This window comes from Rhodococcus opacus B4 (genome assembly GCF_000010805.1).
GTDB lineage: Bacteria > Actinomycetota > Actinomycetes > Mycobacteriales > Mycobacteriaceae > Rhodococcus_F > Rhodococcus_F opacus_C.
Genome location: NC_012522.1, coordinates 1579551 through 1603235 on the forward strand (window position 1 = coordinate 1579551; position 23685 = coordinate 1603235).

Sequence of the window (23685 nt, forward strand, 5' to 3'; positions counted from 1 at the left end):
AGTCATCGCGGCGTCAGCATTGTTGCGTCATTGGCAACGCTATGCGATTTAGACAACTTAGACCGTCGCCGCCGGACGTGTCAAACATCACATTCGACACTTCTTTCGCGGACGCGACACGGCAGAAACACCGCGTTAACCGCGGGACGCCGAAACCCGGGCAAACGGGACTATCGGCTCGTCCAGCGTTGAGGGAGAGTCACTTCCGGGCCGTCAGTCACCCGCACCGACGGATTGCTGCGCTTCGATCCGCATCACCGCATCGGCGAGTTCGAGCGCCACCGCCTCGAATTGATCGGGTGCCAGCCGGTACTCCGGCCCGGACACGCAGATCGACGCCACGATCCGGTTGGTGACCCGGCTTCGCACCGGCACGGCGATGGAATTGAGCCCTACTTCCAGCTCCTCCGCCGTGGACGCCCACCCCCGCGACCGCACGTGCTCGAGTTCGACGTCGAGGGCACGGAAGTCGGTGATCGTATTGGGCGTGAGTGCGCTCAATTGCGGGCCCAACCTGCTTCGGAGCTGGCCCGACGTCATCTCCGAGACCAGAACCTTGCCGGTCGCGGTCGCGTGTGCCGGGGTGACCTGACCCACCCAAGTGCGGAGCGCGACGTGGCGATCGCTGCGAGCCTCGAGCACGTTGAGGGTCGCCGCGCCGTCCAGCACCGCGAGGTTGACCGTCTCCCCGAACGCATCGGCGAGGCGGTCGCACTCCGGCTGCGCAACCTCGACGAGCCCGCTCCTCGCGACCGTGGCCTCGGCCAATCGCACGACCGCGAACCCGAGCTGGTACTTGCCGCGGACGCCGGCCTCCTCCACGAATCCGCGTTGCTGCAGCGAGGCGATCAGGCGTGAGACGGTCGATTTGTGCACGCCGAGACGCATGGCGATCTCGGTGGCGCCGACTCGGCCCTCCGCCGCGACGATCTCGAGCACGTCGATGGCGCGTTCCACCGCGTGCACGGTCTTCGCCTTCCCGTCCGCGCCCTGAGCCGCGGGTGCCGTCGCCTCGGATTCACTCATGCCCCGAGGTTATGCCCACCAACTTCCGGTACGCAGTTTTTACACGCGAATGCTTGACACCGCGGGGCAGCACCGGCGAGCATTGTGTTGCACAGCTTGCAAGTCGTCGCGCATAGCGCAACAAACGCTCCACAACTTGCCCCTCCTTCCCGACGCATCCGGAGGTATCGAGTGATTCTCGATAACGATTCCCCAGTTGTGATCCACCCCGGCACCACACCGTTCGCCGTGTGCGAACTCATTACCCTGCCCGTGGGCGAAGTTGTCACGGTCACACCGCCGGGAATGGCTCCCATCTCCGTCTTCCACACCTCCGACGGTCTGTATGCCATCGACGACACCTGCACCCATCAGGACGCCTCCCTCGCCGACGGCTGGGTCGAGGGCTGCACCGTCGAGTGCCCGCTCCACGAGGCTTGCTTCGACCTCCGCACCGGGGTGCCGTCGGGTCCGCCGGCCAAGATCGCCGTCCGCACCCACGACGTGTCGATCGTCGACGGCACCGTGCTGCTCCACTTCGAACAGAAGGGCGACACCCGATGAACACTGTCCCGAATTCCATTGTGGTACTCGGCGCTTCACTCGCCGGACTGTCCGCGGTCCGTGCGCTCCGCGAGAAGGGATACACCGGCCGCCTCGTCGTGGCAGGCAGCGAGACGTCCCTGCCCTACGACCGGCCACCCCTCTCCAAGGAGTTCCTCACCGGAGACGTGACGGACGAGGACCTGCTGTTGATGAACAGCGACGACGACACCCTCGACGTCGAATGGCGGATGAACAGCACGGCCACCGGCCTCATCCGCTCCCCCGACGGACTCCACCGCGTCACCTTCGACGACGGGTCCCACCTCGACGCCGATGCGGTGGTCGTGGCAACGGGCGCGCGCGCCCGGACACTGCCCGGGCACTTCGGTCTCGCCGGTGTGCACACGCTCAGATCGGTCGACGACGCACGCGCTCTGCGGGAATCGCTGTCACGAGCCCAGAACCTCGTGATCGTGGGAGCCGGTTTCATCGGAGCGGAGGTGGCGTCCAGTGCCGCCGGAATGAGCCTCCAGGTCACGGTCGTCGAGGCCTCGCCGACACCCCTGGCAGGTCCGCTCGGCATCGAACTCGGGGCGATCTGCGCAGGACAGCACGCCGTGCACGGCGTCCGGCTTCTCACGGGCGCGGTCGTCGACGCCCTGCTCGGCGACGACGCCGTCGAAGCCGTTCGGCTCAGCGACGGAACGGTCCTGCCCGCGGACGTCGTGGTGGTCGGGATCGGGGCCGTACCCAACGTGGAGTGGGCGGGCGGTTCGGAACTGATGATCGACGACGGCTTCCTCACCGACTCCTCGTGCCGGACGAACCTCCCCGGCGTGTACGCGATCGGCGATTGCGCAAGGACTTTCGACGAGGCCCACCAGGTCCATCACCGGAGCGAGCACTGGAGCAACGCCGTCACCCAGGCGGCCACCGTGGCCGACACCATCATGGCCACACCGTCCGGCCCCGCCGCGATCCCGTACTTCTGGTCGCACCAGTACGGCAAGATGCTGCAATTCGCCGGGACGAGGCACAGCACCGACGAGGTCCGCTTCGTCGACGGCGACCCCGGAACCGGCACATTCGTGGCCACCTACGACCGGGACGGCGACACCGTCGGCGTCTTCGCGATGAACAATCCCAGGCTGTTCACCCGGTACAAGAAGCAACTCGCCAGGTCGCGGGCCTGATGCCGGCGCTACGTGACCGCGTAGCCCAGGCGGTTGCTGATCTGCTGGGACGTGTCGAGCGCAGCGCGTGCGACGCCCTCGAACCGTTCCGGCAGCAGTCGGTAGGCGGGGCCGGACACACTCAGGGCCGCAATCATTTTCGACGTGTAGTCGCGGATCGGGACGGACACCGCGTTCAACCCGAGTTCGAGTTCCTCCTCGGACTCCGCCCAGCCCCGTTCGCGGATGGAATTCAGCGATTCCACGAGGGCAGTCACATCGGTGAGGGTTTCGGACGTGAGAGCGATCGGGCTTTCTCCCACCCGCTCCGCAATTTCGCTGTCGGACAATTCCGTCAGCAACAATTTTCCGCTCGCCGTCGCGTGTGCCGGGCTACTCTGCCCCACCCACGTATTGGTACCGACACCGGCCGGGCCGTCCGCTTTGACGATGCTCACCGAGCGATTGCCGTCGAGTATCGACACATTGACGCTCTCGCCGACAGTTTCCGCCAGTTCGGCACACAATTCCTGACTCTGCCGCACCAGATCGCCGTCCGGCGTCGCGGTGCGGGCCAGACGGACGATCGAATTCCCGAGCTGGAACTTCCCCCGGTTCTTCAATTGGGAGACGTAACCCCGCGAATCCAGGACAGCGACGAGGCGCGACGCGGTCGACTTGTGGACGCCCAGCTCGTCGGCGATTTCCGTGACGCCGGCGGTGCCGAGCCTGGCGAGAATTTCGAGTACCGCCAGAGCACGGTCCACTGACTGCACAGCGCCGGCCGGCCGGCTCCGATCTCCATTCGAGTTATCGTCCAATTCAGTCATCGCGACTTCAGGATAGGCGACATCACCGTGCGACGGTTACCTCCATCCACAACCACTCCGGTTCCATCGCACAGCACACCGCCGCGCAATTCCGCCGAAATCCACGGAACCGTCGTCGTTTTCCACATCCAACCACACTGGAATTGACCGGAATTCGGGGTTGACCCGTTATCGAACACACACTTACAGTGTTGATATATCAGTTGTCGATAACGATCGATCTCCGCTACGGCACATTTCGCGATTCCAAATTCTTTCCGAAACAGCACCCGTTCTTCGCCGCATACCGGCACCCACCCAATCAGGAGGACCATCATGGGGTCACCGCGCGTAGTGATCATCGGAGCCGGCATCGTCGGCGCGAATCTGGCCGACGAGCTCACCGCTCGCGGCTGGGATCGGATCACGGTTCTCGATCAGGGACCGTTGCCGCTCACCGGAGGCTCCACCTCACACGCACCGGGCCTGGTGTTCCAGACGAATGCGTCCAAGACGATGACCGAGTTCGCCCGGTACACGGTCGAAAAGTTTCTCGGACTCGACGTGGACGGGCAGTGGTGCTTCAACCAGCTCGGCGGACTCGAGGTGGCCACCACCGAAGAGCGTCTCGCCGATCTGCACCGCAAGCAGGGGTGGGCGACGTCCTGGGGCATCGAGGGCAGCGTCCTCGACCCGCAGGAGTGCGCCAAACTGCACCCGCTGCTCGATCAGAAGCGGGTCCTCGGCGGCCTGTACGTGGAGACCGACGGCCTCGCGAAGGCCTCCCGGGTCGTCGTCGCGCTCGCCCGCCGCGCCGAGGCCCGCGGTGCGGTGTTCCAGGGCTCGACGAAGGTGATCGGGATCGAGCAGGCCGGCGGCAAGGTCACCGGCGTCGCCACCCCGAACGGGGTGATCCCCGCCGACATCGTCGTCTCCTGCGCCGGTTTCTGGGGTCCAGACGTCGGCGCGATGGTCGGGATGGACGTCCCGCTGCTGCCGCTGGCGCACCAGTACGCGAAGACCGAGCAGATTCCCGAACTCGTCGGCCGCAATACCGAACTGGCCGAGGCCGGGTTCCCGATCCTGCGGCACCAGGACCAGGACCTGTACTTCCGTGAGCACGTCGACCGTCTCGGCATCGGCTCGTACGCCCACCGGCCGATGCCGGTGAACCTGCGCGACCTGGCCGAGAGCAGCGGCGACGTCTCCGACGCCGACATGCCGTCGATGCTCCCCTTCACCGACGAGGATTTCGCGCCGTCCTGGGAGCAGAGCAAACTGCTGCTGCCGTGCCTCGAATCCGCCAAGCTGGAGCACGGTTTCAACGGCGTCTTCTCGTTCACCCCGGACGGCGGCCCGCTGATCGGGGAATCCCCCGACGTCGCGGGATTCTGGATCGCCGAGGCCGTGTGGGTCACGCACTCCGCCGGCGTCGGGCGCGCCGTCGCGCAACTGCTCGTCGACGGTCGTTCCGAGATCGAACTTCACGGCTGCGACGTCCACCGGTTCGAGGACATCCAGATCGCACCCGACTACGTCAGCGAGACGTCGCAGCAGAACTTCGTCGAGATCTACGACGTGCTGCACCCGTTGCAGCCCAAGGAGTCTCCTCGCGACCTGCGGGTGAGCCCGTTCCACGCCCGCCAGAAGGAACTCGGCGCCATGTTCCTGGAGAGCTCCGGCTGGGAACGCCCGCACTGGTTCGAGTCGAATGCGCATCTGGTGCAGCAGCTTCCGGCCGAGTGGCAGCCGCCGGCCCGTGAGCCGTGGGCGGCGATGTTCCACTCCCCCATCGCCGCGGCCGAGGCCTGGCGTACCCGCACCTCGGTGGCGATGTACGACATGACACCGCTGAAGCGGCTGGAGATCAGCGGTCCCGGCGCGCTGGCCCTGCTCGATCGGTTGACGACCGGCAAGATGGACAAGTCCGTCGGGTCCGTCACCTACACCCTCGCCCTCGACGACGCGGGCGGCGTCCGCAGCGACCTCACCGTCACCCGGCTGTCCGACACCGTCTTCCAGGTCGGCGCCAACGGCAACCTCGACCTCGACTACTTCCGCCGGCAGTCCCCCGCCGACGGCTCCGTGACGGTCCGCGACATCACCGGCGGCACCTGCTGCATCGGCCTGTGGGGTCCGCACGCCCGCGACGTCGTGGAGGCGCTCAGCAGCGACGACTTCTCGAACGAGAACTTCAAGTACTTCCGCTCCAAGGAGGTCCGGATCGGCGGGGTCCCCGTCACGGCGATGCGCCTGTCGTACGTCGGCGAACTCGGCTGGGAACTGTACACCTCCGCCGACAACGGTCTGCGGCTGTGGGATCTGCTGTGGGCGGAGGGGCAGAAGTACGACGTCATCGCGGCCGGCCGCGCCGCGTTCAACAGCCTGCGGATGGAGAAGGGCTACCGCTCGTGGGGCAGTGACATGACCACCGAACACAACCCGTACGAGGCCGGCCTCGGCTTCGCCGTCCGGTTGCAGAAAGGCGACTTCCGCGGGCGTGACGCCCTCGACGGCGTCTCCGACGAGACCGTCGCGCGGCGGCTGGCGTGCCTGATGATCGACGACCGGCAGTCGGTGGTCCTCGGCCACGAACCCGTCTTCGTCGACGGCCGGCCCGCCGGCTACGTCACGAGCGCCGCATTCGGCCACACCGTCGGCGCCCCGATCGCCTACGCCTGGCTTCCCGCCACGGCGACCGTGGACACCGCGGTGGAGATCGAGTACTTCGGGCGCCGCATCCCCGCCACCGTCGTGGCCGAACCCCTCGTCGACCCCGAGATGAAGAAGATCCGGTCATGACCATCCGAGACGACACGATCGCCGATTTCCTGGACTCGCTCGCCGCCCGGACCCCCGCGCCGGGCGGCGGCGCGACCGGCGCGCTGCACCTCGGCCAGGCCGCCGCACTGGTCTCGATGGTCGCCCGGTACACCACCGGCAAGAAGTACGCCGACCACGGCCTGCTCGTCGAACGCATCTGCTCCGACGCGGATGCGGTCCGCGAGAAGTCCCTGCAATTCGCGGACGACGACATGGCGGCGTTCACGGCGGTGATCGACGCCTACCGGCTGCCGCACGGCACGGACGGCGAATCCCTTTCGCGCACAGCGGCGATCGCAACCGCGCTCGCCGGAGCCGCCGCCGTTCCCGCCGAGGTGGTGGTCGCGGCAGGCGAGGTCGTCACACTCGCCGACACGCTGCTGCCGGTGGCGAACCGCACCGTCGTCAGCGACGTCGCGGCCGCCGCCGAGGCGGCCCGTGCCGCCGCCACCACCGCCCGGGTCAACATCGAGGTGAACCTGCCCGGCATCACCGATGCGGACACCCGCCGGTCCCTCACCGAGTGCCTGGCCGTCGTCGACGCAATCGTGGAGCGCGCCGAAGCAGTTACGACACGAGTACGAAAGCAGCTGAGTTCATGACAAGAAGCCTCGGTGGTGCCGAACTCGCCACCTCCATCCGAGACGACGCGTCCGTCGCCGCCGCCGCTCTCACCGACATCGGAATCCGGCCCAGACTCGCGGTCGTGCTGGCCACCGACGACGAATCGACCGCCTGGTACGTGCGGTCCATCGCGTCCGCGGCGAAACGCACCGGAATTCTGTGCGATATCGTCGATCTCGGACCGTCGGCGACGACCGAGGAGATCCGCACCACGCTCGTCGAACTCGGCCACGACCCCGACGTCCACGGAATCATCCTGCAGACGCCCCTGCCTGAGGGTACCGACCTCGATGCGTTGCGCGAGGCGATCGATCCGGCGAAGGACGTCGACGGCGCCAATCCGGTGAGCCTCGGACGCCTCGTCGCCCGTCTTCCCGCGTTCGCGCCCGCCACCGCGCAGGCCGTGATCGCACTTCTCGATCACCACGGAATCCCCATGCACGGCAGGACCGCCGCCGTCGTCGGGCGATCGACGGTCGTGGGAAGTCCCGCCGCGCATCTGCTCGTGCAGCGCAACGCGACGGTGACCGTGTGCCACCGGCACACCGCCGACCTGGCAGCCGGCACCCGAGACGCCGACATCCTCGTCGTCGCGGTCGGAATACCGGGTCTGATCGCGGCCGAGCACGTGGCCGAAGGCGCCGTCGTGATCGACGTCGGGACCACGGCCACCGATGACGGGCAACTGCTCGGTGACGTCGACGCCGCCGCCGTCGACGGTCGGGCCGGCGCGCTGACCCCGGTTCCCGGAGGGGTGGGACCGGTGACCACCGCACTGCTGCTCAATCACACCGTCGACGCCGCCGCGACACAGTACGCCCGGACCCGGACCGATGCCCTGCTGACCGGGGCCCGCATCGGCGGCTGACTCACGCTCCACCCCTTGACCCGCTCGTCCCACCGAAATAGCATTGTCCCATTCTGATATATCAGTTCGCTCGGACTGACACCTCAACCAGTCCGGCATCGAGGAGACCCACATGACCCAGACCTTCACCCTGACGCTCAGCTGCGCGCAGCGTCCCGGGATCGTTCACGCAGTCAGCTCCTTTCTCTTCGAGCAGAACTGCGATATCGCCGAGCATCAGCAATTCGACGACACCCTGAGCGACGCCTTCTTCCTCCGCACGTCGTTCGTGTCGGCGGAAGATGTCGACATCGAGCGCCTCACCGACGAATTCCAGAGCGTCGCCACGAAGTTCGGCATGACGTTCACCGTCAACGGCAGCGACCTACCCCGCGTGATCGTGATGGTCTCCAAGATGGGCCACTGCCTCAACGACCTCATCTTCCGCTGGCGAGCAGGCAACCTCGGCGCCGAACTCGTCGCCGTCGTCTCCAACCACGAGGTACTGCGACCGATGGCCGAGGCCGCCGGGCTGCCGTTCGTCCACGTCCCGGTCACCCCGGCCACCAAGCCGCAGGCCGAGGCCCGGCTGCTCGAACTGGTCGACGAATTCGACGCCGACCTCGTGGTCCTCGCCCGCTACATGCAGGTGCTGTCGGACGACGCGTGCCGGGCACTGCGCGGACGGGCGATCAACATCCACCACTCGTTCCTGCCCGGTTTCAAGGGCGCCAAGCCCTACCACCAGGCATTCGATCGCGGCGTCAAGCAGGTGGGCGCGACCGCCCACTACGTGACACCCGACCTCGACGAGGGCCCCATCATCGAGCAGGAAGTCATCCGCATCGACCACACCTTCGACCCGGCGCGACTCGCCACGGTCGGGCAGGACGCCGAAGCGCTCGCACTGTCCCGGGCCGTGCGCTGGCACTGCGAGAACCGGGTCCTGCTCCACGGGCACCGGACGGTCGTCTTCAGCTGAGGCGGCTCCGCCGCCCGTGCGCCTTTTTGGTTGCTCCCACAACCAGAAAGGCGCACGGGCGCGAAGCGCCTACAGCAGGTCGCGGATCGCCTGCTCGAAGCCGGCGACGTGGGCGAGGGTGAGCGCCGAGGCGGTGTCCCCGTCGCCGTCGACGATGGCCCGCAGCAGTTCCGCGTGCTCGCGGACGTGGCTCGCCACGTCCGGCAGGCGGTCGAGGAACAGACACCAGATGCGGGTGGCGTGGGCGTCGAGGCTGACGAGGATGTCTTCGAGGTGCGGATTGCCGGACGCCCGGTAGATCTCGCGGTGCACCCGCACGTCCTTACGCAGGACGTCGCGCGGGTCTTCGCTGTCGTCGATCTGTGCGATCTCGTCGGCGAGCGCGGACAGCCGGGCTCGCGCGTCCTGCGATGCGGTCCGCGCCGCACGGGCGGCGGCGTTGGGTTCGAGTTGCTTGCGGATTTCGGAGATGTCGGCGAGGTCGGTCATGTCGACGGCGGTGGCGAACGTACCGCGACGGGGATAGGCGATGACGAGACGCTCCCGTTCGAGCCGCTTGAGCGCCTCCCGCACGGGGGTGCGGCCGAAGCCGAGTTCTTCGGCGAGGCGGTCGTCGTTGATCGGCTCGCCCGGCCGGATGTCGAGCATGACCAGGCGTTCGCGCACGATTTCGTACGCGCGGTCGGCGTTGGTGCCGCCGTTCGATGCCGCGTCCGCGACCGATGAATGCGCCAGGCTCATGTTGCGTCTCCCTGATTCTCCGGAGCTATTGACCTTTGTCCGGTACTGACCTTACTCTACTTTCCAGTTGATATATCAGTTCCAGTTCAACTGACCTTCTAGAAAGGCGAACCATGACCGTGGACACCGCAAACCTCACCGAGGTGGCAGCAGCGAATCCGACGCTGACTCATTCGCTCGCCGATCTCGACCCCGCCGTGCACCAGGCGATCGCGGCCGAACTGGAGCGGCAGCAGGGCACCCTGGAGATGATCGCCAGTGAGAATTTCGCCCCGCTCGCGGTGATGCAGGCGCAGGGGTCGGTGCTGACCAACAAGTACGCCGAGGGCTACCCCGGGCGCCGCTACTACGGTGGTTGCGAGCACGTCGACGTCATCGAGCAGCTCGCCATCGACCGCCTGACGTCGCTGTTCGGCGCGGAGTTCGCGAACGTCCAACCGCACTCGGGGGCGCAGGCCAACGCGGCGGCGATGGCGGCGCTGCTGCAACCCGGCGACGGCATCCTCGGACTGGACCTCGCCCACGGCGGTCACCTCACGCACGGGATGAAGCTCAACTTCTCCGGCAAGCTGTACGACGTCGCCGCCTACCATGTCGGCGAGGACGACCACCTCGTCGACATGGACGAGGTCGAGCGCCTCGCCCGCGAGCACCGCCCCAAGCTGATCATGGCCGGCTGGTCCGCCTACCCCCGCCGGCTCGACTTCGCCCGGTTCCGCGCGATCGCCGACGAGGTCGGCGCCTACCTGATGGTCGACATGGCGCACTTCGCCGGGCTGGTCGCCGCCGGACTGCACCCCTCCCCCGTCCCGCACGCGCACGTGGTGACGTCGACGACGCACAAGACCCTCGGCGGTCCCCGCGGCGGCGTCATCCTCACCAACGACGCGGCGCTGGCGAAGAAGTTCAACTCTTCGGTGTTCCCCGGACAGCAGGGTGGCCCGCTCGAGCACGTGATCGCCGGGAAGGCCGTGGCGTTCAAGCTCGCCGCCGAACCCGAGTTCCGCGAACGTCAGGAGCGCACCCTGGCCGGCGCGAAGATCCTCGCCGACCGCCTGCTGCAGGACGACTCCCGGGCCGCCGGCATCAACGTCGTCTCCGGCGGCACCGACGTCCACCTGGTCCTGGTGGATCTGCGCGAGTCCGAGCTCGACGGCAAGCAGGCCGAGGATCGGCTGCACCGCGTGGGAATCACGGTGAACCGCAACGCCGTCCCGTTCGACCCCCGCCCGCCGATGGTGTCCTCCGGGGTGCGGATCGGCACCCCCGCGCTCGCCACCCGCGGTTTCGACGAGGCCGCGTTCACCGAGGTCGCCGACATCATCAGCCACGCGCTGCGCCCCGCCACCGACGAGGCCGGACTCGACGGCCTGCGCGCGCGGGTCGACGCCCTCGCCGCCGCGTTCCCGCTCTACCCCGACCTCACGGAGGCGAACTGATGAGTGCCACCCAGCCGCCCGGCGCCCACCTGCCCGACCACCCGGACTTCCTGTGGCGTAACCCGGAACCGAAGAAGTCTTACGACGTCGTGATCGTCGGCGGCGGCGGGCACGGTCTCGCGACCGCCCACTATTTGGCCAAGAACCACGGCATCACCAACGTCGCCGTCCTGGAGAAGGGGTGGCTCGCGGGCGGGAACATGGCCCGCAACACCACGTTGATCCGCTCTAACTACCTGTGGGACGAGAGCGCGAAGATCTACGAGCACGCGCTGAAGCTGTGGGAGGGCCTCGAGGACGACCTCGACTACCCGATCCTGTTCAGCCAGCGCGGCGTCCTCAACCTCGCGCACAGCCTCCAGGACGTCCGCGACAGCGTGCGCCGCGTCGAGGCCAACAAGCTCAACGGCATCGACGCCGAGTGGGTCGGGCCCGACGAGGTGAAGAAGCTGTGCCCGCTGGTGAACATCTCCAGCGACATCCGCTACCCCGTGATGGGTGCGACGTACCAGCCACGGGCCGGCATCGCCAAGCACGACTACGTGGCCTGGGGCTTCGCCCGGCGCGCCGACGAGGCCGGCATCGACATCATCCAGAACTGTGAGGTCACCGGCTTCGTCACCGACGGCAACAAGGTCACCGGAGTCCGCACCACCCGCGGCGACATCGCCGCCGGGCAGGTCGCGCTCTGCGCGGCGGGGCACACCTCCACCCTCACCGACATGCTCGGCATCCGCACCCCCGTGCAGTCCCACCCGCTCCAAGCCCTGGTCTCCGAACTGCTCGAGCCGGTGCACCCGACCATCGTGATGTCCAACGCCATCCACGTGTACGTCTCTCAGGCGCACAAGGGAGAACTGGTGATGGGCGCCGGTGTCGACTCCTACAACGGCTACGGCCAGCGCGGCGCGTTCCACATCATCGAACGCCAGATGGCGGCCGCGGTCGAACTGTTCCCGGTGTTCGCCCGCGCGCATCTGCTGCGCACCTGGGGCGGCATCGTCGACACCTGCCCCGACGCCTCCCCGATCGTCGGCCGCACCCCCTACGACAACGTGTATCTCAACTGCGGTTGGGGCACAGGAGGTTTCAAGGCAACCCCGGGGTTGGGCTGGTGTCTGGCGGACACCATTGCGAACGACGAACCGCACGAGTTCATCGCCCCGTTCAGCCTCGACCGGTTCGTCACCGGCGCCCTCGTCGACGAGCACGGCGCCGCAGCCGTCGCGCACTGAGCGGAAGGAGAACACACCCATGCAACTCATCGAATGCCCGTGGTGCGGGTCCCGCGAGGAAACCGAGTTCCACTACGGCGGCGAAGCCCACGTCGTGTACCCGGACGATCCCGCGGAGCTCAGCGACGAACAGTGGGCGCACTACGTGTTCTTCCGCGCGAACCCGAAGGGTCTCTTCGCGGAACGGTGGAACCACAGCGCCGGCTGCCGGCGCTGGTTCAACGCCGTACGAGACACCGCCACTTACCGATTCCACAGCGTCTACCGCTTGGACGAGCAGAAGCCGACGATATCGTGAACGCACCCTTCCGCACCCGCCAGGGCGGTCGCCTCGACCGCGACACCTCCTACACCTTCACGTTCGACGGCCGGGAACTGACCGGTCACCCCGGTGACACGCTCGGCTCGGCGCTGCTCGCGAACGGCGTCCATCAGGTCACCACCAGCATCAAGCTCGGCAGGCCCCGCGGCATCACCGCGGCGTGGGCGGAGGACACCGGCGGCCTGGTGCAGATCGAGGAGCCGTTCCCCGAGCCGATGCTGCTCGCCACCACCATCGAGTTGTTCGACGGCCTCGTCGCCCGCGGCATCCCCGGTCAGGGACGGCTCGCGACCATCGCCGATTCGGCGAAGTACGACGCCAAGCACGTCCACGCCGACGTTCTGGTCGCCGGCGCGGGGCCGGCCGGTCTCGCCGCCGCGCTCACCGCGGCCCGGGCCGGCGCGCGTGTCGTGATCGTCGACGAGCAGAGCGAAGCGGGCGGCGACCTGCTCGGCAGTACGGATCTGATCGACGGCGCCCCGGCGCTGGACTGGGTCGCCGCCGCGGTCGCCGAACTCGCCACCTACCCGGACGTGCTGCACCTGCAGCGCACCACCGCGTTCGGCAACTACGACGACGGCTTCGTCCTCGCCCTTCAGCGCCGCACCGACCACCTCGGTGTCGAGGCCCCGGCCGCACTGAGCCGCCAGCGCGTCTGGCGGATCCGCGCCCGGCACATCCTCGTCGCCGCCGGCGCGCACGAACGCCCGATCGTGTTCACCGACAACGACCGCCCGGGCATCATGCTCGCGCACGGTGCCCGCACCTTCCTGCACCGCTACGGTGTCAAGGTCGGCGAGCAGGCGGTCGTGTTCACCACCAACGACAGCGCGTACGAGGCGGCGATCGACCTGCACGACGCCGGCGTCCGGATCAACGCGGTCGTCGAGGCCCGCGATCAGGCACCCGCCCGCTGGCTGGCCGAATGCGACAAGCGGGGTATCACGGTCCGCACCGGATCCGTCGTCAGCGGCACCCGCGGCAACGGCCGGGTCAGCCACGCCCTGGTCACCTCCCGCACCACCGAGGGCACCGCCGAGGGCACCGCCGCCGCGGTCCCGCTGGCCTGCGACGCACTGCTCGTCAGCGGCGGCTGGAACCCGGCCGTGCACCTGTTCAGCCAGGCCCGCGGCAAGCTCCGCTACGAGGAGAACCTCGGCGCGTTCGTGCCCGGCGAGGACCTGGACGGCGTCACCGTCGCCGGCTCCGCGAACGGCATCTTCGACCTCGGTGGCTGTCTGCACGACGGCGAAAGCGCGGGCCGGGGCATTCTGGGCGCGTTGGGCTTCGACGCCCCCGCAGCTCAGACCGCACCGTCCGCCGCACCCGAGACGACGAAGCCCCTGGTGCTCTGGCGGGTTCCCGACGTCGCCGGGCAGGACACCCAGTTCGTCGACGTCCAGCGCGACGCGACGGTCGCCGACCTCGCCCGCGCGGTCGGCGCCGGGATGACGTCGATGGAGCACATCAAGCGCTACACGACCATCGGCACCGCGCACGACCAGGGCAAGACCTCCGGGGTGATCTCCTCCGGCATCACCGCCGAACTCCTCGGCCGCCCGATCGAGACACTGGGCACCACCACGTTCCGCCCGCCGTACACCCCCGTCGCGTTCGCCGCCCTGGCCGGCCGCAGCCGCGGCGCCCTGTTCGATCCCGAAAGGGTGACGGCACTGCACGATTGGCACGTCGGCCGCGGCGCGGTGTTCGAGGACGTGGGCCAGTGGAAGCGTCCCCGCTACTACCCGCTGCCCGGGGAGGACATGGACGCGGCGGTGCTCCGCGAGTGCGCCGCCGTCCGCCGCAGTATCGGCATCCTCGACGGCTCGACCCTCGGCAAGATCGACGTCCAGGGACCCGACGCCGGCGTGCTGCTCGACATGCTCTACACGAACATGATGAGCACCCTCAAGGTCGGCATGGTCCGCTACGGCGTCATGTGCGGCGTCGACGGCATGGTCATCGACGACGGCACCGTGATGCGCCTGGCCGACGACCGGTACCAGGTCTTCACCACCACCGGCGGCGCCGCGAAGATCCTCGACTGGATGGAGGAATGGCTCCAGACGGAATGGCCCCACCTGCAGGTGCGGCTCACCTCCGTCACCGAACAGTGGGCGACGTTCCCCGTCGTCGGACCGAAATCGCGTGACGTGATCGGTGAGGTCTTCCCCGACCTCGACGTCGCCAACGACGCGTTTCCGTTCATGGCCTGGCGGGACACCGCCCTCGGCGACGTGCATGTGCGGGTGGCCCGGGTCAGCTTCTCCGGCGAACTCGCCTACGAGGTCAACGTCAACGGCTGGCACGCCCCCGCGGTCTGGGCACGCCTGATCGCCGCCGGCGAGAAGTTCGGCATCACCCCGTACGGCACCGAGACCATGCACGTCCTGCGCGCCGAGAAGGGCTATCCGATCATCGGGCAGGACACCGACGGCACCGTCACCCCCCAGGATCTCGGGATGAGCTGGGCGGTGTCGAAGAAGAAGGTCGACTTCGTCGGCAAGCGCTCCTTCAGCCGGGAGGAGAACCAGAACCCGCTGCGCAAGCAGTTCGTCGGACTGCTGCCCCTCGACAAGCAGACCGTGCTGCCCGAGGGCGCGCAGATCATCGAGGAGGTTCTGGACGGGAACTTGCCGCCCGCGCCGGTCCCGATGCTCGGGCACGTCACGTCCAGTTACCTCAGCGCCGAACTCGGCCGGCCGTTCGGTCTCGCCCTCGTCAAGGGTGGCCGGGCCCGAGTCGGTGACACCCTGCACGTCCCGGTGGACGGCCGTCTCGTGGCCGTGGAGGTCACCGGTTCCGTTCTCGTCGATCCCGAAGGAGCACGTCGCGATGGCTGACACCCTCACCCCGCTCAGCCCCCTGCACGGCTGGGACCAGAAGTTCTCGGCACTCCCCGAGTCGGTCCGCATCACGGAGGAACCGTTCGTCTCGATGGTCGATCTGTGGGTGGACCCGGCCGGCCCCGGTGGGGCGGCGGCGGCCGCCGCGCTCGGTGTCGACCTGCCCACGACACCGTCGACCCGCGTGGACAGCGGCGCGGTCACCGCGGTCTGGCTCGGTCCGGAGGAATGGCTGATCACCACGCGATCCCAGTCACCCGAGGAGCTCGAGGGCACGCTGCGGACCGCGGTGACCCCGCACGGCGGCGCGGCAATCGACGTCTCCGGGCAGCGCACCACGATCCGGCTCACCGGAGCGCACGCCCGCGACATCCTCGCCAAGGGCTGCTCGATCGACCTGCACCCCAGGGTGTTCCGGCCGGGATCGGCCGTGCAGACCATGCTCGGTCTCGCCGGTGTCGTCCTCATCCCCCTCGACGACAGCGGCACCGACTACCGGATCCTGGTGCGGGCGTCCTTCGCCCGGTATCTCGCGGCGTGGCTGATCGACGCCGCCGAGGAGTTCGGCGTCGATCCGGTGTAAGGCGACAGTTCTCGGTCCGGGGGGCGACATGACGGCGCCCCCCGGGCCGATCCCATTCTGGAAGGAGTGCGTCGGATGGCCTCGTCCCCTGCTCTCATCGCGTCCCACCCCGACCGCCTGCTCACCGCGCTCGCCCGCGACGTTCCCCTGGTCTGCGGCGTCGTCAACGTGACCCCGGATTCGTTCTCGGACGGCGGCCGCTTCCTCGATCGTGCACGGGCGGTCGATCACGGGTTGTCGCTCGTCGCCGAGGGTACCGATCTCCTCGACGTCGGCGGGGAGTCGACCCGGCCCCGCTCGACACCGCCGTCGGTGTCCGACGAGATCGCCCGGGTGGTTCCCGTGGTCGAGGCGCTCGCGCGCCACACCTCGGTCCCGATCTCGGTCGACACCTCACGTCCCGAGGTGATGAGGGAGGCGGTCGCCGCCGGCGCGTCGATGATCAACGACGTCCGTGCCCTGCGACTGCCCGGCGCTCTGCATGCCGCCGCCGACCTGCGGGTCCCGGTCTGCCTCATGCACATGCTCGGCGATCCGGCGACGATGCAGGACGCACCGCAGTATCGGGACGTCGTGCACGAGGTCCGACAATTCCTCCTCACCCGCATCGACGCCTGCCACACCGCCGGCATCCCGAGCGAACGCATCCTGCTCGACCCCGGGTTCGGATTCGGCAAAACACTCACCCACAACCTCGAGCTGCTGTCGCGGCTGCCCGAGATCGCCGACCTCGGCTTTCCGGTCATGGCCGGACTCTCGCGCAAAGGCATGCTGGGGGCCATCACCGGCCGCGACGTCGACCACCGCCAAGCCGCCTCCGTCGCCGCCGCGATGATCGCCGCCCAGAACGGCGCAGCCATCCTCCGCGTCCACGACGTCGCCGCCACCGTGGACGCGGTATCGGTACTGCGCGCGCTCGTATATCGTGGTCCCGCCAGCTCCAGTCACGCGCCGAATCGAGACTCCGCCCAGTGAACACCTCCGTGTCCGCCGCAGCGGGGCTCGCGACGATCGACACAGCTGACGTCCAGCTGATGGAGACGATGTATCACGATCCCCGCACCGGCTTGCGGCATCTCGACCGTCACCTGCGACGTCTCGCCCGTTCCGCCTCTGTGCTCGGGTACGAGTTCCAGGAGCGAGAGGTCCAGCGCCACCTCGCGCAACAGCTGTCGTGCGCCGGAGCGGCCCGGGTTCGGGTGCGCCTGCACCGCGACGGCGAGGTCGAAGTCGACATCTTCGCGCCCCCGGTCGCGCCTGCCTGTGTATCCCTCGTCCTCGACGACGAGCCCGTCGATTCCCTCGACATCCTCCTCGGGCACAAGACGACGTTGCGCGAGCGGTACGACCGCAGGCGTCACCGCAATCCCGATGCCGACGACGTCGTGCTGGTCAACGAACTCGGGCACGTCACCGAGACCACGATCGCGAACCTCGCCGCCCGGATCGACGGCGTCTGGTGGACGCCGCCGTTGTCGTCGGGGTGCCTGCCCGGTGTCGAGCGGTCGTGGCAGGTCGACCGCGGGTTGATGCGCGAGCGGATTCTCACGCCGGGCGACCTCCTGGCCGCCGAGGCGCTCGCCGTGACGAGCTCACTCAAGGGTGTGCTGCCCGCGACCCTCCGGTCGTAGCCGCTCCGTTCCGAACCTTCTCCGGATCACCTCTTGACCCCACCCTGACACCTGACCTACCGTTATCACTCACACTGATATATCAATATTCGATCTATTTGACGACCAGTGAGACGTCCGCGACCCCAACGCCCGACTGTCAAAGGAAAAGGCATGAGAGCTCGACAGATTCCCTCGGATCGACGGTTCACGGCCACGCACGGCTGGGTGGCCCTCCCACCGGGACAGAACTTCTCCGACTTCCCCTTGCGGGCAGGCGTCACCGACCGCGCTCTCGACGACATCGACGTGGTCGGCGTCGACCTGCCTGCAGTGCGAAGCACTGTCGACGCGGGTTCCCCCTGCGCCGTGATCTGGTCGTCCGCGCGGACCGCCGTCACGGTGTACGCGCCGATCAGCGGCCTGATCACGATGACGAACGGTGACGCCTCCGCGGACCCGGCGCTCGTCGCCGAAGATCCGTTTCACCGTGGCTGGTTGTTCGCCATCCTGCCGACCGCGTCGTCGTCCACGTACGGCCTGCTGACCCCCGCGCAGTACGCGACCGAACTCAGCGAGACGGTGACCCTGTGACGATCAGCGTGTTCGACCTGTTCTCCGTCGGTGTCGGCCCCTCGAGTTCGCACACCGTCGGGCCCATGCGCGCGGCCGCCCGTTTCGTGGCCGACCTGCACACGCTCGGCGCGTTCGACGACGTCACCGATGTCCGCGTCGACCTGTACGGCTCACTCGCCGCGACCGGCGCCGGCCACGGGACGATGTCCGCAGTTCTGCTCGGACTCGAAGGGTACCGGCCCGAGACGATCGAAACCGAGGAGATGGAGCAGCGACTCGAGTCGATGCGGACCACGCGGCGCATCGCGCTCGGCGGTTCGCACCACATCGCGCTGGCCGAGGACGAGATCGTGCTTCACCCGCTGACGATCCTGCCGTTCCACCCGAACGGGATGACGGTGACGGCGTATGCGGCCGGGAACGTGGAAATCCATCGGGAGACGTACTTCTCGATCGGTGGCGGGTTCGTGGTCACCGAAGCCGAGAGCACGGAACACCGGCCGGCGCCGGCGAGCGGGTCGTCGTTCGGGTCCGCGAAGGAACTCCTCGACATCTGCGCGCGGCACGGTTACCGCATCAGCCAGGTCATGCTCGAGTTCGAGAGCGAAACCCGCTCGGCCGAGGAAATCCGAGACCGGCTGCTCCACATCCGCGACGTCATGGTCGAGTGCGAGCGGCGCGGAATCTCCCGCGACGGACTCCTTCCCGGCGCCCTGCGCGTCCGGCGTCGCGCCCGGGACTGGTATCTCCGGCTCGATCAGGAAGACCCGCACCGTGATCCCGCGTTCGCGGAGGACTGGGTCAACCTCGTCGCGCTCGCGGTCAACGAGGAGAACGCGGCGGGTGGGCGCATCGTCACTGCCCCCACAAACGGCGCCGCGGGCATCATTCCCGCCGTCCTGCACTACGCCGTCCACTACACGCCCGCCGGCCGGGCCGACCCGGACGAGACCGCAGTCCGGTTCCTCCTCGCGGCCGGCGCGGTCGGATCCCTGTACAAGGAGCGGGCATCGATCTCCGGCGCCGAAGTCGGCTGCCAGGGCGAGGTGGGTTCGGCGGCGTCGATGGCAGCCGCAGGGCTCGCCGAGATCCTCGGCGGCACACCGGCACAGGTGGAGAACGCCGCGGAGATCGCCATGGAGCACAGCCTCGGCCTCACCTGCGACCCCATCGAAGGCCTCGTCCAGATTCCGTGCATCGAGCGGAACGCGATCTCGGCGGGCAAGGCCATCAACGCCGCCCGGATGGCCCTGCGCGGCGACGGCACCCACCGCGTCAGCCTGGACCAGGTGATCGAGACGATGCGGTCGACCGGCGCCGACATGCTGTCGAAGTACAAGGAGACGTCCACCGGCGGTCTCGCAGTCAACGTTCCGGTCAACTATGTCGAGTGCTGACGTGATCACCGACGAACTCCGCCTTCTGCCCGCCCGTGCCGCGCAGTTCATTCGGCGGCACCGCGACGCCGGCGACTGCGCACCCGAGACGGGATTCTCCGTTCTCGAAGTCCTCGTGCACTGCGCGCAGGTTCGCGGCGAGGCGTTCGTGGCGTTCCAGTTGCTGAGCCGACTCGACCTGCCCGGGCCCGACATCCTGCAGCAGGCCGGCCTGGACGACGCGCTCGCCGTTCTCGATTCGTTCGCCGTGACCGAACACGAATGTGCGGAGACGTTCGGCCCGAATTGGCCGCACGTCATGATGCACGCCGTCGACGCGACAGCAGTCCTGGACGACCGCCTCGAAGAGCTGGGACGGCCGAGCGATGCCGTCGACAGCCGCCCGAGACTCGCCGCCTGGGTCTGCGCCCGCGATGCGGCCTGGGCGGCGGGACGGATCAAATCCTGGTACCGCGCCCAGGACGCTGCCTGGGAACGGCGCTACATGGACGAGGTGACCCTGAGGGAGGACGAGCGGCTGTGCTCGGATCTCGCGACTGCAGTGCGTGACGCGGCGGCCGCGTTCGCGGTGGCGGATCTGGTGGGTACGGGCGACTTCACCCGCGCCCACTTCGAGACGCTGCTGGGGCCGTGGCGCCTCTGCTCGCCGGAGGCCGGTTCGCAGCTGCGAGCACTGCTTCGGTGAACGCCCGCGGCAGGCCCGGGTGATCGTTCCGGGTCAGGGCCGACAGCGCCGCGACGACGTTCGGGCCACCGTCGGGGAGGAACCGGATCAGGTCGTGCCGGGCGCAGTCGACCGCCGCGGGCAGTAGAGCCGCCTGCGCCTCCTCGACGCGTCCCGCCGCCCACAGGCACGCGACCAGCAATCGGACCGCCTGCAGCCTGGCCCGATGCCGTCCGGTGCCGTCGAGTTCCCGCACCCAGTCGTTCGCCCACTCGCACGCCCGCTCCGCCGCACCCGGATCACCCTGCGCCTCGAGCAACCTGATGGCCGACTCCTCCTCGAGTTGCGCTGTCGCCAGTCCGATTCCGTCGGCGGGGGTTCGCCGGGTCTCGTGGGTGACTGCGACGAACCCCGGCCCCGGAGGCAACCCGATCCGCACCCGCTCGGCGTCGACCGCGGCGCGCAGCCGTGGCAGGGAGAACGTCTCGGCCGTCCGCGCACCCTCGTCGAGTCGGCGGGCCGCGGCCTCGCGATCGCCGCGCACGGCCATGATGCGTGCTCCGAGGCAGTAGTGCCGGATCATGAAATCCGCTGCGCCGCCGAGCGCGGCCGCGTCGAAACTCTCGTTGAGCAACTCCTCGGCCTCGTCGACCCGGCCCTGTTCGTAGTGAACTTCGGCGAGCAGCGCGCGTGTCAGGCGCGCATGCGGCGACTGCGTGTTCGCCGCCTCCCGGACCAAGTCGAACGCCCTGCGGTACAACTCCATCGCACCACCGAGGTCGAGCTGCTCGAACTTCGCGAGTCCGGCGAAGCAGTATCCGTACGCCACCGAGTACGGCCCGGTGTTCTGCCGGTGGTACGGGGCGGCCCAGCTCTGCCTCCGGTACGCATCCTCGAACCGGAATTCGTAGCAGTCGACGTACGTCTCGATGAGCGCGGCCATCGACACCACGAACGGGTGATACTCCGCGGGCTGCGCGAGGCATTCGGCGACGAGATCGCGCACCCCCTCGATGCGGTCGGCGGTCGCCTCGATGTCGCCTTGCAGGACATCGGCTTCCACCCGGAGCTCTGCGGCGCGGCGTTCCGGCATCTCCCCGGCGTCGAGTTGTTCGAGCGCGCGGGTGCGCGCGGCCTGCGCGAGTTCGAGACGCTGCAGTTCGCAGTTCGCCCACCCGATGGTGAGCTGCAGCCGGGGGCGCGAGGCCACCAACTCGGCAGGCAGCTTCGCGATCAGGCAGAGCAACGTCGACATCTGGGACCTGTCGAGGAGGTAGAGGTCGTCCTCCTCGAGCAGTTCCACCGCTCGCTGCGGTTCACCGGCGGCGAGGATGTGATCGACGGCCTCGCGGAGCAGGTGCCGCTCCCGGAACCAGTCGTGCGCCCTGCGGTGCAGGTCCGTGATGCGTCCGGGGTGGTCCCGTTCGAGGCGCTGGTGGAGGATCTGAGCGAACAGGTGGTGGTAGCGGTACCACTGCCGGTCGTCGCCCGTCCGGCCGAGGAACAGATCGCGCGCGGCGACCTGCTCGAGTTTCGCCTGCCCGTCCGGCACCCCTGCCAGCGCCGACGCCAGGTCACCGCACACCTTGCCGGGGACCGACGTGGCGAGCATGAAATCGAGCATGTCGGGTTCGAGGGCGTCGAGCACGTTCTCGGCCAGATACTCACCGATGGCGTCGGTACCCGCCCGGAGTTGCTCGATGAGATTCTCCGGACTTCCCGCTTCCCGCAACGACAGCGACGCCAACTGCAGCGCCGCGATCCAGCCGTCCGTCGAGTCCCGGAGTTGTTCGACGTCGGTGTCGTCCAGGGGCACCCGAACTCGGTCCGACAGGAAGTTCTGCGATTCGTCGAAATCGAAAGCCAGTTCGCCGGAGTCTATTTCGTTCAGTTCGTCGAGCACCCGCATCCGGCTCAGCGGCAACCCCGCCCGGCTCCGGCTCGCCACGACGATCTTCAGGTGGTGGCATCCGTTGTCCAGGAGGAATGTCATCGCGTCGACCGGTCCGGCATCGGTGATCCGATGCCAGTCGTCGATCACGACGACCAGGGCTTCCCCGCTGTCGTGAAGCCGGTTGATCAGCGAGGTGAGAACGAAGCGCTCCACCGTGCCCCCGTGTTCCTCGAGGGCTTGACCGAGTTCGCCGACGACCTCGGGGCGGACCCGCCGGATCGCCTCGACCAGATGGGAGAGAAACCACACCAGATGGTTGTCGTCCCGATCGACGGTGAGCCATGCGACCGCGGTTCCGGCCTCGACCAGGTCGTCGCGCCACTGGGCCACCAGACTGCTCTTGCCGAACCCGGCCGGCGCGTGGACGAGGGTCAACCTTCGGTCGCGGCCCGCCCGGAGGGCGGTGATCAGCCGCCGCCGTGGCACGAGCCGCCGGGTGGTGGTGGGTGGGCGGAACTTCGTCACCGGCGCGGGCGGAGTCGGCGGCGTCCGCACGTTGTACGGGAGCCCGGTGCCGCGGGACCGGGTGGATTCGCCGGCGATGTCGGTGGACTGCTCGGGTGCCCGCCGAATCGGGATGTACATGTCGTCGACGGTCAGTCCGTTGCGTCGCTCCACCGCGCGAAGCTCGTTGCCGAAGTCCGCGGCACCGCCCGGCCTGTCCTCGACCGCGCGAGACATGGCATGTTCGACGGCACTGCACACGTCGCCGGGGATTCCGGCGTCCCGCAGATCGGGGACGGCCTGTGTGGAAATCCGCAGGAACTGACCGACTACCTGTTCGCCGCTGCGGCGCTCGTACGCGGCGTGACCGGTCAGCGCGCAGAACAGCGTGGACCCGAGACTGTAGACGTCCGACTCGACCGTCGGCGGCCTGCCTTCGAGTACCTCGGGCGCAGTGAACGCCGGGGAGCCGGTGATCGAGCCGGCCGTCGTCTCGAATCCACCCGAGACGCGGGCGATGCCGAAGTCGGTCAACTGCGGTTCGTCGTATTCGGTGAGCAGGATGTTCGCCGGCTTGACGTCGCGGTGGAGCATCCCACCGCGATGCGCGGTCTCGAGGGCGCCGGAGATCTTGATCCCGAGCCTCAGCACGTCCTGCCACCCGAGAGGCCCCGAACGACGGATCTGCGCGTCGAGGGAACCGAAAGAGTGGTACGGCATGACGAGAAACGGGCGCCCGCTCCGGGTGACCCCGATCTGGTAGACGGCGACGATGTTCGGGTGGCCGGACGTGCGGCCCATCGCCCGTTGCTCCCGCACGAACCTCGTCACGTTGTCGGGATCGAGGTTCGACGTCAGGACTTTGACGGCGACCGTGCGATCGAGGTCTTCCTGCAGGCAGCGGTACACGACCCCGAACCCGCCGCGGCCGATTTCCACGGCATCGTCGAACCCCGCCGCTGCCAGCTCCGACGTGATGTCCGTCTGGCGCTGGGTTGCCCACGGATCGTCGTTCGCCATCGGCCTGCACCACCTCCGACACGCTTCACCCAGGATAGTCCGCGGG

General features: G+C 68.4%; 20 protein-coding genes. 16 read left to right on the forward strand and 4 right to left on the reverse strand.

What is annotated here, in order from left to right; translation table 11 throughout:
- Positions 1–213: 213 nt before the first annotated feature.
- On the reverse strand, positions 214–1026 hold the full coding sequence (locus tag ROP_RS07365) for an IclR family transcriptional regulator (protein ID WP_012688707.1): 813 nt from the start codon (positions 1024–1026) through the stop codon (positions 214–216).
- Positions 1027–1224: 198 nt separating this feature from the next.
- Between ROP_RS07365 and ROP_RS07370 the strand changes: the two genes are divergently transcribed.
- Positions 1225–1569, forward strand: a complete 345-nt coding sequence (locus ROP_RS07370) for a bifunctional 3-phenylpropionate/cinnamic acid dioxygenase ferredoxin subunit (RefSeq protein WP_043824374.1) — start codon at positions 1225–1227, stop codon at positions 1567–1569.
- Positions 1566–2744: an NAD(P)/FAD-dependent oxidoreductase gene (locus tag ROP_RS07375; RefSeq protein ID WP_012688709.1), complete on the forward strand. Its 1179-nt coding sequence runs from the start codon at positions 1566–1568 to the stop codon at positions 2742–2744. The genes ROP_RS07370 and ROP_RS07375 overlap by 4 nt, the downstream gene beginning before the upstream one ends.
- A gap of 8 nt (positions 2745–2752) precedes the next feature.
- Here ROP_RS07375 and ROP_RS07380 read toward each other — a convergent pair whose 3' ends face one another.
- Complete coding sequence (locus ROP_RS07380) at positions 2753–3553, reverse strand: IclR family transcriptional regulator (RefSeq protein ID WP_012688710.1); 801 nt, start codon at positions 3551–3553, stop codon at positions 2753–2755.
- 315 nt (positions 3554–3868) lie between these two features.
- Between ROP_RS07380 and ROP_RS07385 the strand changes: the two genes are divergently transcribed.
- From ROP_RS07385 to purU, 4 genes are all read left to right on the forward strand, one after another.
- A complete protein-coding gene (locus ROP_RS07385) occupies positions 3869–6334 on the forward strand; it encodes a GcvT family protein (protein ID WP_012688711.1) in 2466 nt (821 codons plus the stop codon).
- Positions 6331–6957, forward strand: a complete 627-nt coding sequence (locus ROP_RS07390; RefSeq protein WP_012688712.1) for a cyclodeaminase/cyclohydrolase family protein — start codon at positions 6331–6333, stop codon at positions 6955–6957. Before ROP_RS07385 ends, ROP_RS07390 begins: the two co-directional genes overlap by 4 nt.
- Positions 6954–7847, forward strand: coding sequence for a bifunctional 5,10-methylenetetrahydrofolate dehydrogenase/5,10-methenyltetrahydrofolate cyclohydrolase (locus tag ROP_RS07395; RefSeq protein ID WP_012688713.1), 894 nt, complete (start codon positions 6954–6956; stop codon positions 7845–7847). The genes ROP_RS07390 and ROP_RS07395 overlap by 4 nt, the downstream gene beginning before the upstream one ends.
- 112 nt (positions 7848–7959) lie before the next feature.
- Entirely contained in the window at positions 7960–8808 is an 849-nt protein-coding gene (gene purU / locus ROP_RS07400) for a formyltetrahydrofolate deformylase (protein WP_012688714.1), read from the forward strand.
- 69 nt (positions 8809–8877) lie between these two features.
- Here the strand turns inward: purU and ROP_RS07405 are convergent, their stop codons facing one another.
- A complete protein-coding gene (locus ROP_RS07405) occupies positions 8878–9549 on the reverse strand; it encodes a GntR family transcriptional regulator (RefSeq protein ID WP_012688715.1) in 672 nt (223 codons plus the stop codon).
- A 113-nt stretch (positions 9550–9662) separates the two neighbouring features.
- Here ROP_RS07405 and glyA point away from each other — a divergent pair, with 113 nt between their 5' ends.
- The 10 genes from glyA to ROP_RS07455 all read left to right on the forward strand — a co-directional run bounded on the left by glyA (position 9663) and on the right by ROP_RS07455 (position 20242).
- Positions 9663–10988, forward strand: coding sequence for a serine hydroxymethyltransferase (gene glyA, locus ROP_RS07410; RefSeq protein WP_050785044.1), 1326 nt, complete (start codon positions 9663–9665; stop codon positions 10986–10988).
- Complete coding sequence (locus ROP_RS07415) at positions 10988–12223, forward strand: sarcosine oxidase subunit beta family protein (protein WP_012688717.1); 1236 nt, start codon at positions 10988–10990, stop codon at positions 12221–12223. Before glyA ends, ROP_RS07415 begins: the two co-directional genes overlap by 1 nt.
- 19 nt (positions 12224–12242) lie before the next feature.
- Positions 12243–12521 (forward strand): sarcosine oxidase subunit delta, encoded by a 279-nt coding sequence (locus ROP_RS07420; protein ID WP_012688718.1) that lies wholly within the window; start codon positions 12243–12245, stop codon positions 12519–12521.
- On the forward strand, positions 12518–15388 hold the full coding sequence (locus ROP_RS07425) for a 2Fe-2S iron-sulfur cluster-binding protein (protein ID WP_012688719.1): 2871 nt from the start codon (positions 12518–12520) through the stop codon (positions 15386–15388). Before ROP_RS07420 ends, ROP_RS07425 begins: the two co-directional genes overlap by 4 nt.
- The gene (locus ROP_RS07430; RefSeq protein WP_012688720.1) at positions 15381–15974 is read left to right on the forward strand and encodes a sarcosine oxidase subunit gamma; all 594 of its coding nucleotides are present in this window, start codon (positions 15381–15383) and stop codon (positions 15972–15974) included. The genes ROP_RS07425 and ROP_RS07430 overlap by 8 nt, the downstream gene beginning before the upstream one ends.
- A 75-nt stretch (positions 15975–16049) precedes the next feature.
- Positions 16050–16949: a dihydropteroate synthase gene (folP, locus tag ROP_RS07435; RefSeq protein WP_012688721.1), complete on the forward strand. Its 900-nt coding sequence runs from the start codon at positions 16050–16052 to the stop codon at positions 16947–16949.
- Entirely contained in the window at positions 16946–17605 is a 660-nt protein-coding gene (locus ROP_RS07440) for an aminotransferase class IV (protein ID WP_012688722.1), read from the forward strand. The genes folP and ROP_RS07440 overlap by 4 nt, the downstream gene beginning before the upstream one ends.
- A gap of 153 nt (positions 17606–17758) precedes the next feature.
- Entirely contained in the window at positions 17759–18178 is a 420-nt protein-coding gene (locus tag ROP_RS07445) for a glycine cleavage system protein H (protein ID WP_012688723.1), read from the forward strand.
- The gene (locus ROP_RS07450; RefSeq protein ID WP_012688724.1) at positions 18175–19557 is read left to right on the forward strand and encodes an L-serine ammonia-lyase; all 1383 of its coding nucleotides are present in this window, start codon (positions 18175–18177) and stop codon (positions 19555–19557) included. Before ROP_RS07445 ends, ROP_RS07450 begins: the two co-directional genes overlap by 4 nt.
- Position 19558: 1 nt before the next feature.
- Positions 19559–20242: a hypothetical protein gene (locus tag ROP_RS07455; RefSeq protein WP_148222443.1), complete on the forward strand. Its 684-nt coding sequence runs from the start codon at positions 19559–19561 to the stop codon at positions 20240–20242.
- On the opposite strand, the gene ROP_RS07460 is transcribed toward ROP_RS07455, so the two are convergent.
- The gene (locus tag ROP_RS07460) at positions 20154–23639 is read right to left on the reverse strand and encodes a serine/threonine-protein kinase (RefSeq protein ID WP_012688726.1); all 3486 of its coding nucleotides are present in this window, start codon (positions 23637–23639) and stop codon (positions 20154–20156) included. The two genes, ROP_RS07455 and ROP_RS07460, sit on opposite strands and share 89 nt — an antisense overlap.
- Between the last annotated feature and the right edge of the window lie 46 nt (positions 23640–23685).